Genomic DNA, 16,183 nt, shown 5'->3' on the forward strand with positions numbered 1-16,183 from the left:
CATGTATTGCTTTGTGTTGATAAAAATTATTTTAAACGTAAAGAGCTTTATATTAAGCAAGAAGAATGGTTAGAAATGTGGCGAGAAGTAACAGATATGCCAGAGATTACGCAAGTACATATTCAAAAAGTAGAGTTAATACGAGAAGGAAATGCAGTTGCAGAGGTTGCGAAGTATTCGGCAAAAGATTATGAAATGTCAGTGAGTCAAGATGTGTTCGACGTGTTTTATTTAGCTTTAAAAGGTCGACAATTAATTGTGTATGGTGGATTGCTAAAAGATTACGCTAAAAAATACGAAGATGGCGAATTGGACAAGTATAAGAGTACAGATAAAAATGAGTATTATTATAGATTAATCGCAATGTGGAATAAGGATTTAATGAAATTTGAACAAGAATATCAAGAGTTAACGGAAAGTGAGAAACAAGAATATAACGGTCATTTGATTGATGAAATGGAGGTTGAATAGTTTTGTATAAAAAAGGCGATATTGTTAAACATACCTGTTGGGAATGTTATAACGAAGAAATGAAAATTTATCGAATTTCAAAAAGTAAGGTCAAAGATGGTGAAGATGTATATTACTCATATAAATGCTGGGTTAAATGTGAAAAATGTGGTGCGGTTGATGATATTTGAATGACAAAGAGAGAACCAGGCTTAATATTAAGTTTGGTTTTCTCTTTTTTTGTATTGAAAGAAAATCTTTTGAGTGCAGTAAGTAGCATTCAAAAGTTTTTTTATGATCTAACTGAGAACTAACAAGAAAGATTTTTTCTTAAATTTAAATTTCGTGAATTTGTGAGTTTATTTTTAAAGTTTATTTCGAGATATATTTTGTTCTGATGATTTCGTTTTACTACTGTACGAGGTAAAAACCTAAGGTGTGCGCATGAATTTTTTTAGATATATCTATATCGATAAAATACCGCACGTTTTTTAATATTTTTTTGAAAATAAGTTTTGGGAAATTCTAAATTTTTTTTGAGGTTGATTTTGGACTTTTGATATGAGATTTGATGTTGAAATTTATTAAATTTGAAATCTCGATTTTTCGATTTTTGAAATTTTTGTTTTCCGTTTTCTCTGTAATTCTGTACTCCAAAATTACGGAGTTTATATAGTACCTCCATGACGAACTGAAAACGAAAAAACTTTGCTCGCATATTCAATCTATAGATACTTTGTATCTTTAAAAAGTTGCACCGTTTTAAATGAGTTATTATAGATCGTGTGATGAAAAAAAGATGTTTGGATTATATTTGAATTTGTTATTTCCGTGAATTTTTTATTTCGTGATTCCTGTATATTTTTAATCCTTTTTACTCTTAAAGTCTGTTTGCTTTGGTTCGCAAATGAAAAATTCAAAAAGTCACGCATAACTTTTATTAAATATATAAATATATTATTAAAACACCTAACCCTTTTGTGATGAAAAAATATAAATAGTTAAAGAAAAAAGACTGACAAAAATATCAGTCTTTTTTTCTTGTTTTTAGTTATAGAGAGTATCTTTTTATGGTATTTTCTACTTTTTCTCTCCAGTTTTCTATATCGTCAATTGATATTCCAATCTTTATTAATTCGCTTGGAATGAAACTGTTATCTAAAATCCATAAAGTGAGCCTTTCTAATGTGATTCTTTCGTTTCCAATCGAATAAATACGTTCACTTTGTTTGCAGGTATATGGTTTTTTACCAACATATTTTTCTACATAAAAGTATCTTTTTCCGTTTGCTTTGTAATTTGTTAGAAATGCCATGTTAATGCTCCTTTCAGGTATTTTTATGGTTAGTTAAAGAGTAGTTCTGTAATGTTTTTTCAACTTTTTCATACCAATATTTCACATCGTTTATGGATACTCCGATTTCTAGTAGTTCTTTTGGTATACGGTTGTTATCTAATAGCCACATTGCGATTCTTTCTAAAGCTATTTTTTGATTGCCGATTGCGTAAATGCATTTATATTTGTATTGCTTTGAGTAATATGGTTGTGTTCCAACGTATTGAGCTACATAAAAGTAAATGTTTCCTTTTACTTTTTTTGATATTACATACGCCAAAATAATGACCTCCAATTATTAAAATTATATATCACATTGATTAATATTAACTTTATTAGGTTAATTTTTCAACAAATAAAGTATGAAATAATGCATATTTTGAACATTTTTATTTAAATAGGTTTTAAATTAGTTTAAATGAACGCAATAAATAACCTTATATGTATAGAAATTGATTTTCGTTTGAATGAAGTATGAAATAATGCATAATGTGATTTTTTATTCCATACAGGTTTAAAAATGTTTTATAAAGTGCTAAAGTTGTGTTTAAAAGGTTAAAAAACAACTATTATTTGCACAAAAGTGCCTTTATAAGAAAAAAAGTATGTATATTTCATGAGAAAAAGGAGTATAAAAAATGAAAGTAGTAAATAACTTCCGTGTGATTATGGCGGTAAAGAATATAGATAATGTTGCAGAGTTGGTTAGGATGACAGGGGTAAGTCGTAACTCTATCAATAAGTTGTGGCGTAATGATAATGTGTCGTCTTTAAGAATAGATACATTGCTACCGATCTGTGAAAAGTTAAATGTTAAACTATCGGATTTAATTGAATATATTCCAGATGATAGTGAGACAAAATAATTTAGGGGCTATTCTATCTTTAGATAGCTTGTGTATGATGAAATCGGTATTAATATTTGCTAGTGGAAAACAGGTTATATTCGCATATGGTTTTTGGTAGGGTTATATGCGTATTTTAAATTTCGGCAAACTTTTATGACTGTCTTTTTCTGTTTGTTATCACATGAATACGGTCAATGAAATTATAGGCTTGCTAGGTGTTGACGCATCTTGGAAGATGAGAGGTAGGCAGATACTTCGTGATTTTGTTGAATCTTATGTGCAATCATCGTAATGCAGTAAAGTGAAATGGTGGAATTGATGAGTATTGAAAAAAGAGTCCCTATTTATGGGGCTCTTTTTTTATTTGTTACTAATTACTTTTAAAACGTCCACAAAACGTACTACAAAGGTCTCAAAGAGACCTACAAATAGATGTTAAAAGGACTCAAAACGACCTACAAGGGTGTTTTTTGAATCCCAGTTAGAGAGCTTTAGAAATTCAGTAGGCACAGCCTATTTCACCACTTTGAACTAGAAGTGGGATCGGATTTCCTTATGCTCTTTTTTATTGGAATGGGTCTAGGAATGAATATAGAAATAGCTGTAGTTCTATTCTATGGCTGTTCCGACAGTGATTCTCATAAAGAATGTGATTGTATCAATAGATTGGATGATGTTTGAAAAGTAGAGAATGGTTGAAGCTCTTCCTGTAAAACAAAAAAATAATTATGTTTGTAGAGGAAGTAGTCATTCCACTACAAAAAAATTCCCCTGGATCGTGGGAGGTGTGAAAAAAATGGCGAGTGTTGGCGAGGATATTTTGCAAGGCAGCGGAGACATTATGTTGTCATGGTGAATATAAAAAGAGACTTTTTAATATATGGATGTTAGCTTTTGAACGGTGGAGGAATACATACAGTACCTGTCAACGGTAAGCGGACGGAATGAAGCGATAGCGAAATGATGGAGCATTAAGGAGTTGATAGGTAACTTTGACCAAGACCCTCTTGTTTTCCCAAAACCATGTTTTTGGGATGCCTACCGGCGAGGGAGTCCCTCAAGGGTTGAGGGGTTGGGGAGTTCGATGAAAAGGGGTCAAGGGGAAGAGTTTCCCTTGTGGGTTTGGGCAAAGCCCATGATTCTTTTGTCATGCCTGTCATGGCTCGGCGGTCGCCGAAATGTCCCGTAGGGCACACGTGTTTACGCAGTAAACTGTAGTGTGCTACAGTTTACATGGAACTATGACCGAAAAAGGAGCGATGCCCATGTCAAAATTCATGGTTTGTCATATGCAAAAATTCAAGATGACAGATGTGAAAGGATTACAAATACATAATCAACGTGAAAAAGAAAGTCATTCAAATTCAGATATTATTCAAGAACGAACGGAACAGAATTATGATCTTATTCATGACAAAAGAAAAGTGGATTATAAGAAAATAATTCAAAATCGAATTGATAATGGTGTTGTATCTAATCGTGCGATTCGCAAAGATGCTGTTGTTTGTTGTTCGTTCATGATTTCGGCTAGTCCTGATTATATGAATTTTTTATCTCCAGTGGAACAGAGACGATTCTTTGAAGAGTCTGTTTGTTTTTTGAAAGCAAGATATGGAGAAGAGAACTTTGTGTATGCTTCTGTACATGTCGATGAAAAAACACCTCATATGCATGTGGGTATGGTTCCAGTTAATGAAAAACAAAAATTATCAGCGTATTCATTTTTTAAAAACAAATCAGAACTTCATGATCTACAGGATAAAATCTACGAACATGTGAAAGAAAAGGGATTTGATATAGAGAGGGGTGTTTCTAGCGATAGGAAACATTTATCGACGCAGCGGTTTAAAGCGGTAACTTTGCAACAAGAAATAGAGAAATTAGAGCAGGAAAAGAAAGAAATAGATAGTCGTCTTTATGATTTAAAATTTTCTTTAAATCAAGCGAAAAGTGTAGATGAGATTCCAGTCAAAGAAAAAGGCGGGTTTATACGCTCTAAAACGGTCGAGATTGATTCAGAAGACTTCGAGAGTATAAAAGTATTAGCTAAGTCTTCTGAAGTTCTTAGAAGCGAAAATAGACGCCTTAAAAATGAAAAGATTAAGATTGAACGTGAAAAAGATGATTTATATAAGGGACAACGTTTTTTAGAAAGGCAAGTAACAGACTTGAAAAGAGAGAATCGAGGGTTGAAGGAAGCAAATGATTTTCTTAAGAAAACGTTGGAGCGAGTGAAAGAGATGTATAAGGAGAAGCTTCCTGAACTCGCAGGGATGATTGGTTATGTTAAGGGGAGTATACTGGACAAGATGAATCGCAAGTTTTTAAAACGACATTTTGCTGGTGATGATGAAGTAAGGGGTGCTCAAAAGTTCTTGAATCACAAACAAGAGCATGAAGAACAACAAAAGAGATTAAAACAAGTGAGAAGAAGCCAACAGAAAAATCGGGACCAGGGATTGGAGAGATAGTGTGGGGACATTATTTAATCAACAACCAAGGATGGATTATTTTCATGGTTATGGAGTTAAGTTCATAGGTACTGTAAAGGAATTGGCTAAGAAAAATAATTTAACGATTGAAGAGACATGTAGGATTTTAGAATTGACTATGAAAATTGACGATTATGATCGTAAGGATGAGCAGTTAGCAGGTATTGGGGAACTTATCAAGGAAATGAATGAACAAATTATGGGGCTTGGTGAAGGTTTGAGTGCTATAAGTGAACGATTGCGTGATATGAGTGAAGGTATTGCGTTAATATCTATGGATGATAAAGAATAATGGCATGTTAGGAGGCTCTGTGTGAGTCTCTTCTCTCTTTAGACGTGTAGCGTTAGCGGGAACTTGTTTTGCATAATATAGCGAGGATTGTAGAGCCTTGTATAACATCCTTGAAGATAGTTTGTTTAATAAAAAAGACGTGGTTAAATCCCACGTCTTTTTTTAATTTAAAGGTAATTTTGATGAGTTTTCTTTTATAACTTTTAAGATTTCTTCAAAAGATAATCTCTGTTCTACTACGTTAACAGTGAAATCTGAAGCTTCTTGTTCGGACATTTTTAATTCATACTCATTGTATAACAGAAACATTTCTAGGCAAGCTAATGCCGTTCTTTTGTTTGCATTATAGAATGCGTGGTTTTTAGCCAATGATTCAAATAATGCAGTGGCTTTGTGGAAGATAGTCGGATATGCATCCTCTTGTGCTACTGTTTGTTGTGGACGGTATATTGCTGATTGTAATAACCCTGTATCTTTAACACCTCTTTGTTCATTAGGTGAATACATGTCGATAAGTGTTTCATTGATAAAAATAGCTTGAGTTTCTGTTATATAAATTGTCATTTCGGTTTTCCTACTTTCCTCCACGCCTGAAGGATAATTATCTGTTTACCAAATCTTTAAATGCACCGTCAAATTTATTGATGGTTCTGTTTAACGATTCCAAGAACTTAGGATTGAGATCCTCTGGCATAGAAATTTTTTTGGATTTTTTTATAACGATTTGTTCGTTTTCTTCGTTAATTTCTAAACTTACAACGTCACCTTGTTTGATATTTAGAGTAGTGTAAAATTCTTGCGGTAATGTTAAACCTAAAGAATTGCCGATTTTAGTAACTTTACGTTCGATTTTTTGTGTTTCCATGTGGCGAGTGTTTGCTGTCATTTGGACTTCCTCCTTGGAATTTGCCACACTATTTTTTGTCGTAGTCTAATTGCCACTTTGTGTTTGTATTGAGTTTTTCGAATTATATAGTGTGATTTTATGTTTGTTTTGTTTGTTTGCTTTTGGTTTTTTCGGTCTTCTTAGTTTTTTCTTTTGTTTGTTGTGTTTAGTCTCTCTGTATTATTATGACGTTTAGTTAGAATGTTATAACAGTTAGAACGTATTAACCGTTAATACAATTATACTCATTTTTAAAAATATGTAAACAAATTTATATTTCAGTGCAAAAGATAGGGAAGATTGTAGAGCCTTGCTTGAATTTGTTTTATTTAGATAAAGAAAGTGTAAAGGGAGTTACCTGTTATTCTAATAAGCAGGTAAAGGTTGAGAATTTCTCACACTTCTTAAAAAAACATCTCGGACAAGCGCACAAAAATATCTGTTTTGGGGGTTAAGGATTTGTTATGCATAACGTACTGAAATCAAGTTTGCTAGATGTAACGATTGATAAATTAAGTATTGTTGCAGATTTTAAGGAAGGCATTAAAAAAGAAGAGTTTATACGGATGGTGGCGAGTTCAAATATGCCGTATTCGTTACAGGCGAATCGTTCGAGGAATTTTGGTTATGAAGAAGTTTTAAAAAGTGAATCTGTTGATTGTGGTTACATTGAGTTGGCAGGAGAATTGAAAGTTGCATCTGTTGATCGTCCGAAGTTAACTTTTCATAGATTTAGATTGCAAGATCAAATTGAGCAAGAAAGGTTAGCGCGGAAAAATGGTGAACCATCACTTTCTGATGTGGAATATCAAGGTTTGTTTGAAAGTTTAGCTGATGTAGAAGAATTGATAGCTGAAACTGATGAAGATGGTCGTTTGACTGATGAGAGAAAATTAAAACGGCAAGAAAAACAAGTAGAATTGACTATTGAGAAGTTGAAAGGCGAAATAGTCGCATTGAAATCTGAAATAGATGAGCAAGAACTTGCAACGGGTTTTAAAGTTGTTTAAAAACGCTTAGAAGTGAAAATGAAGAGGCTGAGAGATAGGAATAATTTTTGTTTTTAAAAGAAAAAATGCCCTTGTCCACGAAGTGGATTGAAGGGCATTTTTTTATGGTTTTTCGGACACGAAAAATACGGTTTTCTTCTTTCTTTAATACATAGGTAACTATTTCCGCACGGAAATCGATGCCTATGTATTGTTTTATCCCTTGTGTACCAAGGTTTTGCAAAAAAAAAGACTTGCTTTTCTAGGCGGATAGATTTAATGTTTTAAGTGACTAGCAAAAAATCAAAATCTATTCAAGAAAGGAGCAAGTCCGAAAAAGGGATTCGTATACCCTTTTTTATGCAATTAATATAGGACTAATATATCAAATATGACAAAGAAAAATCAAGATGAAATCACTGGTAAATTACAACCTAAAAAGAAACAAAATATAAAGATTTATGGATTTATAGAGGAAAAAATGAGTGAGAGTGGTAGAGAATTGTTTAAATCATGTAGTACTTTTAATGAATTTGTGGCTACAAAAGATAAACAGAAAAAGAAACGAGTAAAGGGGAATGATTGTAAAAATCGTTTTTGCCCGATCTGTGCTTGGAGAAAAGCAGGAAAGGACGCGGTGAAAATCGCAACGATGATGGAAGCAATCAAGATTGAGGAAAAGAAAGAGTTTCTTTTTTTAACGTTGACGACTCCAAATATTAAAGCTGATATGGTAAAAAGTGAAATTGATAGATTCAATAAAGCTTTTAATAAATTATTTAAGAGACGTAATATTCAACGTTCTATTAAGGGGTATATTAGAAAGCTAGAAATGACGTATGATAAAGAACGATTTATCACTGAAGAAATGTATAACAATAATAAAAAGAGAAAAGCATATTATGATTCTCGTGGCTTGAAAGTAGACGATCATAACCCGAATTATGATACATATAATCCTCATTTCCATGTATTGCTTTGTGTTGATAAAAATTATTTTAAACGTAAAGAGCTTTATATTAAGCAAGAAGAATGGTTAGAAATGTGGCGAGAAGTAACAGATATGCCAGAGATTACGCAAGTACATATTCAAAAAGTAGAGTTAATACGAGAAGGAAATGCAGTTGCGGAGGTTGCGAAGTATTCAGCGAAAGACTATGAAATGTCGGTTAGTCAAGATGTGTTTGACGTGTTCTATTTAGCATTAAAAGGTCGTCAATTAATTGTGTATGGTGGATTGTTGAAAGATTATGCGAAAAAATACGAAGATGGCGAATTGGACAAGTATAAGAGTAAAGACAAGAATGAGTATTATTATAGATTAATAGCAATGTGGAATAAGGATTTAATGAAATTTGAACAAGAGTATCAAGAGTTATCAGAGAGTGAGAAGCAAGAGTATAACGGTCATTTAATTGATGAAGTAGATGTGGAGGCGTAATGTATGAAATTAGCAAAAGATTTATATTATTATTGTCTTGGTTGTAAAAAGTTTCATGAATATGAAAAAATTGATCATAAAGGTGTAAATAGAAAATTATGTTTTTATTGTTTTAAAAAGCAATCGAAAAAGACAAAGATTGTGGGGAACATGGAAGATGGTCATATGCAGGTGTGTGAGACTTGTTATAAAGAATTGTATTGATCTAATTGTTTTATAAAAAAAATAGAATGCTAGAAACTTTTAAAAAGGGAATTGACTGTTGTATCAAGTCAGTTCCCTTTTTTTATTAAGTTCACTTTTGGGTGCACTAAGTAGCATTTAAGAGTTTTTTATGATCTAACAGAGAACTAACAAAAAAGATTTTTTCTTAAATTTAAATTCCGTGAATTTGTAAATTTATTTTTAAAGTTTATTTTGAGATATATTTTGTTCTGATGATTTCGTTTTACTACTGTACGAGTTAAAAACCTATAGTGTGCGCATGAATTTTTTTAGATATATCTATATCGATAAAATACCGCACGTTTTTTGATGGTTTGTTTTTGAAAATAAAGTTTTGAAAAATCCTGAATTTAGGATTTTAATTTCGGGATTTGGTTTTGGATTTTGTTAAATTTGAAATTTTTGTTTTCTGTTTTCTCCGTAATTTTGTACTACAAAATAATGTAGTTTCTACTGGACCATTTGGACTCACTGAACTTCAAAAAAATTGCTCGCATATTTAATCCATAGATATTTCATATCGTTAAAAAGTTGCATCGTTTTAAACGAGTTGTGTGATGAAAAAAAAGATGTTTAGATTCTGTTTGAATTTGTTGTTTTCGTAATTTTTTTATTTCGTGATTTCTGTATATCCTTAATCCTTTTTACTCTTGGATTCTGTTTGTTCTTGTAAGTAAATGGAAAGTTAAGATTCGACGCAGATTTTTTTTATAGATATATTTATATCTTTAAAATACTTAACCCTTTTGTGATGAAAAAATATAAATAGTTAAAGAAAAAAGACTGACAAAAATATCAGTCTTTTTTTCATTAATTTTATTTATAGAGCGTATCTCTTTATGAGATTTTCTACTTTTTCTCTCCAGTTCTCTATATCGTTAATTGTTATTCCAAGATCTATTACTTCTTCTGGAATGAAACTGTTATCTAGAACCCATAGGCTAAGTCTTTCTAATGCAATTCTTTCGTTTCCGATTGAGTAAACACGTTCACTTTGTCTACAATCGATTGGTTTTCCTCCAACGTATTTTTCTATGTAAAAATATCTTCTACCTTGTGCTTTACAATTTGTTAGGAATGCCAAAATGATAACCTCCTCTTAGGTTTTTAGAGTTAAAAATATATATTTATAGATTAAATTTAAAATTATATATACAATTTTAACTCCAAGAAGTTAAAATTTCAATAAAAACAAATAAAATATCTATATAAATAAATTTTTATAGTATATAAAGTTAGTATTAATTGTATATTAGTTAAAATTAACCTTCGTATCATTTAATTTATGTTTTATTTGTATAAAAGTATCCTTATAAGTAAAATGGTATGTACATTGAATAAAAAAGGAGTATGAAAAATGAAGGTAGTAAGTAATATTCGTATGATTATGGCGAAAAAGAATATAGATAATATTTCGGATTTGGTGAGAATAACGGGAGTAAGTCGTAATTCTATCAATAAGTTGTGGCACAATGAGAATGTGTCTTCTTTAAAATTAGAGACATTGATAACGATCTGTGAGAAGTTGGATGTTGAGTTATTGGATTTAATTGAATATATTCGAGATGATAGTGAGACAAAATAATTTAGGGGCTATTTTATCTTTAGATAGCTTGTGTATGATGAAAGCATATTTTTTTTGGAGGAGTAAAGAAAATGATTGTTATTGATATTGATACAATTAAACAATTCATATAAAAGAAGATTTGTAACCCTTTGTAACCCAATTGTAACCCCTATAAACTCAGTAATACCAAGGGTGTAACCCATGTAACCCTATTTTTTAAAAAACACACCTATATAAATAAAAATCATCTTATAAAAAATATTATTTATATAAGTGCTATATTTTTTATAAAAGGTTACAAACTCTATAAATGCTTATATATCAAGGTTTATTAGCGGTTACAACTGGGTTACAACCGGGTTACAAGGGGTTACAAAATACTTTCACTCCGTTTAAGGTCTAAAGGGTATTGGAAGGTTGACATCTAAGAATCCCTTTAGACGTGTAGCGGAGCGGAACATAATTAACAAAATTCAAAGTTTTGACCTGTTTTTTGCTAATCGATAATGAGTTATATTAAAATATAGTGTTTTATAGAGCTATATGTGTATTTAAAGTTTCGGCAAACTTTTATAGCTGTCTTTTCGGTTTCTATTTGTTATTGCATGAATATGGATTGAATATGGTAAATGAAATTATAATCTTGCTAGGTGCTACCAAAATCTTGTGAGATGAGAGGTACTGACATACTTTGTGATTTTATTGAATCTTATTTGTAATCATAGTAGTGCAGTAAATTGGTGGAATTAATGAGTATTGAAAAAAGAGTTCCTATATGTGGAGCTCTTTTTTTATTGCCACGGTGTATATAAAGCACATACCAAACGTTTTTAAACGTATACAGGACGCATACCCCTAAATCAGAGCATGAGAAACCCAATAGGCACAGTCTATTTCACCACTTTTTGTACAAAGTGGGATTCGGTTTCCTTATGTTCTTTTTTATTGGAATGGGTCTAGGAATGAATATAGAAATAGCTGTAGTTTTATTCTATGGCTGTTCCGACAGTGGTTCTCATAAAGAATGTGATTGTATCAATAGATTGGATGATGTTTGAAAAGTAGAGAATAGTTGAAGCTCTTCCCGTAAAACAAAAAATAATTATGTTTGTAGAGGAAGTGGTCATTCCACTACAAGAAAATCCCCATGGATCGTGGGCGGTGTGGAAAAAATAGCGAATGTTGGCGAGGATGTTTTGCATGGCAGCGGAGACATTATGTTGTCGTGGTGAATATAAAAAGAGACTTTTTAATATATGGATGTCAGCTTATGAACGGTGGAGGAATACATATAGTGCCTGTCAACGGTAAGCGGAACGTAGTGAGCATTAAGGAGTTGATAGGGCATCTATACAAAGACCCTCTTGCTTTCCTCCAAACCTTGCGTTTGGGGGCGAATACCATGAAAGGGACCCCTTGGAGAAGGGGGTTGGGGGATGGATGTTTTTATATGGCGTTTAGATTTAGGCAAAGGCTATGGCGTGTTGTTTGGTTGTTCTGTAATTGTTCGTAAATACCCTTTAGACGTGAAGCGCAGCGGAACATAATTTTATTAAAAATATATGTTCTGTTGCTATTGAGTGACCCCTAGTTTGTATCAAAATACGTCCGTAAAAGTGTAAAAACCTATTTTTAAACGTTCGTAAATAAATTTATGTACTTTTACAAACGCACAAAGTAATATTATTTTAACTTTTTTATGAGAGAAAACGATTTATTTTAACGGTTCTTAAATGGTTGTAGAGAGGTTTTTGTAAAGGGTAATGGTTTTGTATTTAAAACGAAAAAAAAGCCCTTAAAATCAATCCTGAGGGCTTTCACGCAACTTTTTGAATTTATCATAGGCTTTACTATGATAATAGTCTAAATTCTCTTTTTGACTAACTAATATTTTGCCATCGTATTTACTAAATTTTTTATTGGAGCGTTTATCAGTCCAAGCGAGGTCAGGATTGACTGTATACATATTTGAGTTACCTATCTTGAAAACCGCTAAGAATCCCTCTTCTTTAAGTACTGAAATGGCTCTATGGATTGTTGAACGAGATTTACCGAAATACTCCATAAGAACAACATGTGAGCATACTAGACTGTTGCGGTTGTCCATATGTTCCAAAATGAAAAACAACACACTACTCGCAAAAGCATTATCTACCATGAGTTTTCTCATTGCGGGCATTGTTTCACGATATAACTGGACAAAGTCTGTGTTTTTCTGTTGCTCTTCCCTCTCTCTTTGTTCTTTTTCCTCGTCATTTTTTATTTGTATTAATTTCATTACGTCGGTTACCTTCAGACCTGTTAAATCCATCATTTTTTGCAAATCTTCACTAGACATTGTTACTTCGCTCATTTTTTCATTCCTCCTATTTTTGTTATGTATGTGTCACCGTATGACCTATCTATGTATCATCTATGACACATTGTATGTCATTTATTGAAACATTGCAAGTCATAATTGATATCATGTATTGCAATCTATGTGTCATAGCTTGTGACACATAGATGTTTCACCCTATGACACATAGACTCTTTAAAAACCCTTATATACCAACGTTTTTTCATGTGTCTCCTTCTCTATCTATGTTGTGGTCATAGATAGAGAGGTGAACTTCCTCTCTATCTATGGCTTTCCACTATGCAATAGTCGAGTAGTATTTTTTGAGAAAAGCACTCAAAAAATCTCCACTCTTTTGCTATTGCATAATGGAATTTGGCAGGTATGAACTTGTCGTCAAGCCGAGCATACGAAAAACTGGGAATTCTAGCACTCGACTTTGACTAGCAATTGTACCAGCCAAACCGCCCGCTATGACGCTCTAGAATTGCCTACAATCGTTAATAGATACGCAATAGGGGGTCTAAGCCCCCCACACCCCCCAGTCAGCGCTCACACCGAAAAACAAGGGGGAAAATCTTTTTTAGGGAAGATTGGAGAGCCTTGTAGAATGTCCTCGCAGATTGTTGTTAAGTGGGAATATGATTTTAGGGAGGATTGTAGAGCCTTGTATAACGTCCTCGCTACTTGTCGTTGATGAAAGAGGGGGAAGACAAGGTGAATTCGTTTGGAAGGGCATAGCGAATCGCTATGGCTTCGCTAGTGGCCGTTAGTTGTATTTGTACGTGTCTCTTTTGCGTTAAATGTTGAATGTAAACTTTTACACATTAGTTTACATTCAAACATACGAAATCATTGACTTCACATCGAAATCACTGATACTCTCAACACATACGACAAAAAGTATACATTCAAAACACCGTAAATAAAGAGGGTATGAATTAATGAGTAAAAAAGAGCATTTGATTGATGTACAACCGATTCGAAGCAAGGAGCAATTGCAAGATATGAAATGGGCTCTCAAACGTCATTGTACTGATCGTGATTATATTTTATTCATGATTGGAATCAATACAGGTCTTCGTGTGAGTGACTTATTGAATTTAGAAACATCTATGATTTTGAAACTGAAGAAGAAAAGTAGAAAAGAATTGAAAATTAGGGAAGGCAAAACGAAGAAGGAACGAATAGTGAACATTACATCTATTTTTGATGAAGTTTATTTGTATGCAGCAGGACTGGAAAGTAAATGGCTTTTTCCTTCTCGCAAAGGAGACAAGCCTATAAGTAAAATCCAAGTGTACCGACAGTTGCAAAAGGCGGGAGATTTCGCCGGCGTGGAATCTATCGGTACTCATACTATGAGAAAGACTTTCGGCTATTGGTTCTATAAACAAACAAAAGATGTTGCTATGTTGCAAGAAATTTTGAATCATAGCGCACCTAAAATAACGCTCAAATACATTGGTATCAACAAAGAGGAAAAAGACAATGTGCTTGATACGTTTTGTTTGTAAAAAAGGAGTGGAAGCATAATGAAAATACAATATAGCCATGATGAAGGTGAATTCAAGTTTGTTAAAGGTGACTACGTAACAATTATTGTTCGCTATTTATATGTGTATGACGTGGAAGACGAGTTGTATTATCATGCTACATTGGAAGATATTGATGATAAAGGTTTTTGGTGTGTCATCGATAATGAAAAACAAAAAGAGTATTTTTATTTCAAAGAGATTGAAAATGTGATTCCAGGGCACTTAATTCCGTTTTTAGGTGGATTTACGAGAAGACGAACAGATGTGGGGAGATAACCATGTCTGTTTTTTTATTGTTTATTTCTTGGTGAAAGAAAGTTACCTGTTATTCTAATTAGCAGGTAAAGGGTGAAAATTTTTCACCTTTTCTAGAAAACCACTTTGAACAGGTGAAAAAATAAAATTGCCTTTGAATTATAGATGCGCTATGAATGATGACGTCACAACCCCCCTATGTAATACGGGTTGTGTGACCCCAAAAATAAAGGGTTTAAATCTGTCGAAAATACAGGTACATCAAGGGTTTTGAGGTTTTTTGTTTGTGTAAAAAAAGTGTTTTAAAAAAATGAGCAAAAAATACACTTTAAAATTTACGGGGAAACCCATGAAAGAAAGGATACTAATTAACGAGTCTATTTCTTTGTTACGCTATCGTCATGTATTCCTTAAGGGGAAAATATTATAAGTCTCTTAAAAACGTTTAGAAGTGAAAATGAAGCGTTTGGGAGATAGAAGATTTTTTGTGTTTGAAAGAAAAAAATGCCCTTGTCCACGAAGTGGATTGAAGGGCATTTTTTTATGATTTTTCGGACACGAAAAATACGGTTTTCTTCTTTCTTTAATACATAGGTAACTATTTCGGCAACGAAATCGATGCCTATGTACGCTTTTAGCCCTTATGTATCAAGGGTTTGCAAAAAAAAAGACTTGCTTTTCTAGGCGGATAGATTTATCATTTTTAGTGTCGAATTAAAAATCATAAATACCACGAGAGGAGCAAGTCCAAAAAAAGGATTCGTACACCCTTTTTTATATCGAATATGAAATTCAGAAATTAGAAATTCTGATGTTTTTCAGATAGGACTAATATATCAAATATGGCAAAGAAAAATCAAGATGAAATCACTGGTAAATTACAACCTAAAAAGAAACAGAATATGAAGATTTACGAATTTATAAAAAAGAAAATGAGTGAGAGCGGGAAAGAATTGTTTAAATCGTGTAGTATCTTTAATGAATTTTTGGCTACAAAGGATAAAAAGAAAAAGAAACGAGTAAAGGGGAATGATTGTAAAAATCGGTTTTGTCCGATCTGTGCTTGGAGGAAAGCAGGGAAGGACGCGGTGAAAATCGCAACGATGATGGAAGCAATTAAGATTGAGGAAAAGAAAGAGTTTCTTTTTTTAACGTTGACGACTCCAAATATTAAAGCTGATATGGTGAAAAGTGAGATTGATAGATTTAATAAAGCTTTTAAAAAGTTATTTGATAGACGTAATATTCAACGTTCAATCAAAGGTTATATCAGAAAGCTAGAAATGACTTATGATAAAGAACGATTCATCACTGAAGAAATGTATAACAACAAAAAGAGAAAAGCATATTATGATTCTCGTGGATTGAAAGTAGACGATCATAACCCGAATTATGATACATATAATCCTCATTTTCATGTATTGCTTTGTGTTGATAAAAATTATTTTAAACGTAAAGAGCTTTATATTAAGCAAGAAGAATGGTTAGAAATGTGGCGAGAAGTAACAGATATGCCAGAGATTACG

General features: G+C 32.5%; 18 protein-coding genes. 12 read left to right on the plus strand and 6 right to left on the minus strand.

Annotated elements, in window-relative coordinates; all coding sequences use genetic code 11:
* Both ACS2CR_RS29560 and ACS2CR_RS29565 read left to right on the plus strand, forming a co-directional pair.
* A partial coding sequence (locus ACS2CR_RS29560; RefSeq protein WP_438906120.1) for a protein rep occupies window positions 1–471 on the plus strand: 471 nt, incomplete at its 5' end.
* A 2-nt stretch (window positions 472–473) separates the two neighbouring features.
* On the plus strand, window positions 474–641 hold the full coding sequence (locus ACS2CR_RS29565) for a hypothetical protein (protein ID WP_000276945.1): 168 nt from the start codon (window positions 474–476) through the stop codon (window positions 639–641).
* 860 nt (window positions 642–1,501) lie between these two features.
* Here the strand turns inward: ACS2CR_RS29565 and ACS2CR_RS29570 are convergent.
* Entirely contained in the window at window positions 1,502–1,765 is a 264-nt protein-coding gene (locus ACS2CR_RS29570; protein WP_000874968.1) for a hypothetical protein, read from the minus strand.
* 13 nt (window positions 1,766–1,778) lie between these two features.
* A complete protein-coding gene (locus tag ACS2CR_RS29575) occupies window positions 1,779–2,066 on the minus strand; it encodes a hypothetical protein (protein ID WP_000332102.1) in 288 nt (95 codons plus the stop codon).
* Window positions 2,067–2,424: 358 nt separating this feature from the next.
* Here ACS2CR_RS29575 and ACS2CR_RS29580 point away from each other — a divergent pair, with 358 nt between their 5' ends.
* The 3 genes from ACS2CR_RS29580 to ACS2CR_RS29590 all read left to right on the plus strand — a co-directional run bounded on the left by ACS2CR_RS29580 (window position 2,425) and on the right by ACS2CR_RS29590 (window position 5,418).
* The gene (locus ACS2CR_RS29580; RefSeq protein WP_000869766.1) at window positions 2,425–2,652 is read left to right on the plus strand and encodes a helix-turn-helix domain-containing protein; all 228 of its coding nucleotides are present in this window, start codon (window positions 2,425–2,427) and stop codon (window positions 2,650–2,652) included.
* Between the two features lie 1,247 nt (window positions 2,653–3,899).
* Window positions 3,900–5,105, plus strand: coding sequence for a MobV family relaxase (gene mobV / locus ACS2CR_RS29585; RefSeq protein WP_000033080.1), 1,206 nt, complete (start codon window positions 3,900–3,902; stop codon window positions 5,103–5,105).
* Between the two features lie 31 nt (window positions 5,106–5,136).
* Window positions 5,137–5,418, plus strand: a complete 282-nt coding sequence (locus ACS2CR_RS29590; protein WP_002026684.1) for a hypothetical protein — start codon at window positions 5,137–5,139, stop codon at window positions 5,416–5,418.
* Between the two features lie 162 nt (window positions 5,419–5,580).
* On the opposite strand, the gene ACS2CR_RS29595 is transcribed toward ACS2CR_RS29590, so the two are convergent.
* Window positions 5,581–5,982, minus strand: a complete 402-nt coding sequence (locus ACS2CR_RS29595) for a type II toxin-antitoxin system death-on-curing family toxin (RefSeq protein WP_000158318.1) — start codon at window positions 5,980–5,982, stop codon at window positions 5,581–5,583.
* 37 nt (window positions 5,983–6,019) lie between these two features.
* Entirely contained in the window at window positions 6,020–6,304 is a 285-nt protein-coding gene (locus tag ACS2CR_RS29600) for an AbrB/MazE/SpoVT family DNA-binding domain-containing protein (protein WP_000126403.1), read from the minus strand.
* A gap of 464 nt (window positions 6,305–6,768) precedes the next feature.
* On the opposite strand from ACS2CR_RS29600, the gene ACS2CR_RS29605 reads away from it, so the two are divergent.
* The 3 genes from ACS2CR_RS29605 (at window position 6,769) to ACS2CR_RS29615 (ending at window position 8,938) form a co-directional block, all read left to right on the plus strand.
* On the plus strand, window positions 6,769–7,314 hold the full coding sequence (locus ACS2CR_RS29605) for a hypothetical protein (RefSeq protein WP_033698496.1): 546 nt from the start codon (window positions 6,769–6,771) through the stop codon (window positions 7,312–7,314).
* A gap of 370 nt (window positions 7,315–7,684) precedes the next feature.
* Complete coding sequence (locus tag ACS2CR_RS29610; RefSeq protein WP_438906121.1) at window positions 7,685–8,734, plus strand: protein rep; 1,050 nt, start codon at window positions 7,685–7,687, stop codon at window positions 8,732–8,734.
* Between the two features lie 3 nt (window positions 8,735–8,737).
* A complete protein-coding gene (locus ACS2CR_RS29615; protein ID WP_060852813.1) occupies window positions 8,738–8,938 on the plus strand; it encodes a hypothetical protein in 201 nt (66 codons plus the stop codon).
* A gap of 841 nt (window positions 8,939–9,779) precedes the next feature.
* Here ACS2CR_RS29615 and ACS2CR_RS29620 read toward each other — a convergent pair.
* Window positions 9,780–10,043, minus strand: coding sequence for a hypothetical protein (locus ACS2CR_RS29620; RefSeq protein WP_024928005.1), 264 nt, complete (start codon window positions 10,041–10,043; stop codon window positions 9,780–9,782).
* A gap of 273 nt (window positions 10,044–10,316) precedes the next feature.
* On the opposite strand from ACS2CR_RS29620, the gene ACS2CR_RS29625 reads away from it, so the two are divergent.
* Window positions 10,317–10,544: a helix-turn-helix domain-containing protein gene (locus tag ACS2CR_RS29625; RefSeq protein ID WP_024928006.1), complete on the plus strand. Its 228-nt coding sequence runs from the start codon at window positions 10,317–10,319 to the stop codon at window positions 10,542–10,544.
* 1,783 nt (window positions 10,545–12,327) lie between these two features.
* Here ACS2CR_RS29625 and ACS2CR_RS29630 read toward each other — a convergent pair.
* Window positions 12,328–12,879 carry a helix-turn-helix domain-containing protein gene (locus ACS2CR_RS29630; protein WP_103629845.1) on the minus strand — a complete coding sequence of 184 codons (552 nt, stop codon included), beginning with the start codon at window positions 12,877–12,879 and terminating at the stop codon, window positions 12,328–12,330.
* Between the two features lie 929 nt (window positions 12,880–13,808).
* On the opposite strand from ACS2CR_RS29630, the gene ACS2CR_RS29635 reads away from it, so the two are divergent.
* From ACS2CR_RS29635 to ACS2CR_RS29645, 3 genes are all read left to right on the plus strand, one after another.
* Entirely contained in the window at window positions 13,809–14,381 is a 573-nt protein-coding gene (locus ACS2CR_RS29635) for a tyrosine-type recombinase/integrase (protein WP_060852811.1), read from the plus strand.
* Window positions 14,382–14,399: 18 nt separating this feature from the next.
* Window positions 14,400–14,678: a hypothetical protein gene (locus ACS2CR_RS29640; protein ID WP_060852810.1), complete on the plus strand. Its 279-nt coding sequence runs from the start codon at window positions 14,400–14,402 to the stop codon at window positions 14,676–14,678.
* Between the two features lie 821 nt (window positions 14,679–15,499).
* Window positions 15,500–16,183: protein rep (locus ACS2CR_RS29645; RefSeq protein ID WP_438906122.1), on the plus strand; the 684-nt coding region annotated here is incomplete at its 3' end.

This window comes from Bacillus cereus group sp. BceL291, from assembly GCF_051776705.1.
Classification (GTDB): domain Bacteria; phylum Bacillota; class Bacilli; order Bacillales; family Bacillaceae_G; genus Bacillus_A; species Bacillus_A cereus.

Bases quoted from the DNA above. Each gene is read 5' to 3' on its own strand.
- ACS2CR_RS29570 (WP_000874968.1), bottom strand. From the start codon at position 1,765: ATGGCATTTCTAACAAATTACAAAGCAAACGGAAAAAGATACTTTTAT.
- ACS2CR_RS29580 (WP_000869766.1), top strand. From the start codon at position 2,425: ATGAAAGTAGTAAATAACTTCCGTGTGATTATGGCGGTAAAGAATATA.
- mobV (WP_000033080.1), top strand. From the start codon at position 3,900: ATGTCAAAATTCATGGTTTGTCATATGCAAAAATTCAAGATGACAGAT.
- ACS2CR_RS29590 (WP_002026684.1), top strand. From the start codon at position 5,137: ATGGATTATTTTCATGGTTATGGAGTTAAGTTCATAGGTACTGTAAAG.
- ACS2CR_RS29595 (WP_000158318.1), bottom strand. From the start codon at position 5,982: ATGACAATTTATATAACAGAAACTCAAGCTATTTTTATCAATGAAACA.
- ACS2CR_RS29600 (WP_000126403.1), bottom strand. From the start codon at position 6,304: ATGACAGCAAACACTCGCCACATGGAAACACAAAAAATCGAACGTAAA.
- ACS2CR_RS29605 (WP_033698496.1), top strand. From the start codon at position 6,769: ATGCATAACGTACTGAAATCAAGTTTGCTAGATGTAACGATTGATAAA.
- ACS2CR_RS29610 (WP_438906121.1), top strand. From the start codon at position 7,685: ATGACAAAGAAAAATCAAGATGAAATCACTGGTAAATTACAACCTAAA.
- ACS2CR_RS29615 (WP_060852813.1), top strand. From the start codon at position 8,738: ATGAAATTAGCAAAAGATTTATATTATTATTGTCTTGGTTGTAAAAAG.
- ACS2CR_RS29625 (WP_024928006.1), top strand. From the start codon at position 10,317: ATGAAGGTAGTAAGTAATATTCGTATGATTATGGCGAAAAAGAATATA.
- ACS2CR_RS29630 (WP_103629845.1), bottom strand. From the start codon at position 12,879: ATGAGCGAAGTAACAATGTCTAGTGAAGATTTGCAAAAAATGATGGAT.
- ACS2CR_RS29635 (WP_060852811.1), top strand. From the start codon at position 13,809: ATGAGTAAAAAAGAGCATTTGATTGATGTACAACCGATTCGAAGCAAG.
- ACS2CR_RS29640 (WP_060852810.1), top strand. From the start codon at position 14,400: ATGAAAATACAATATAGCCATGATGAAGGTGAATTCAAGTTTGTTAAA.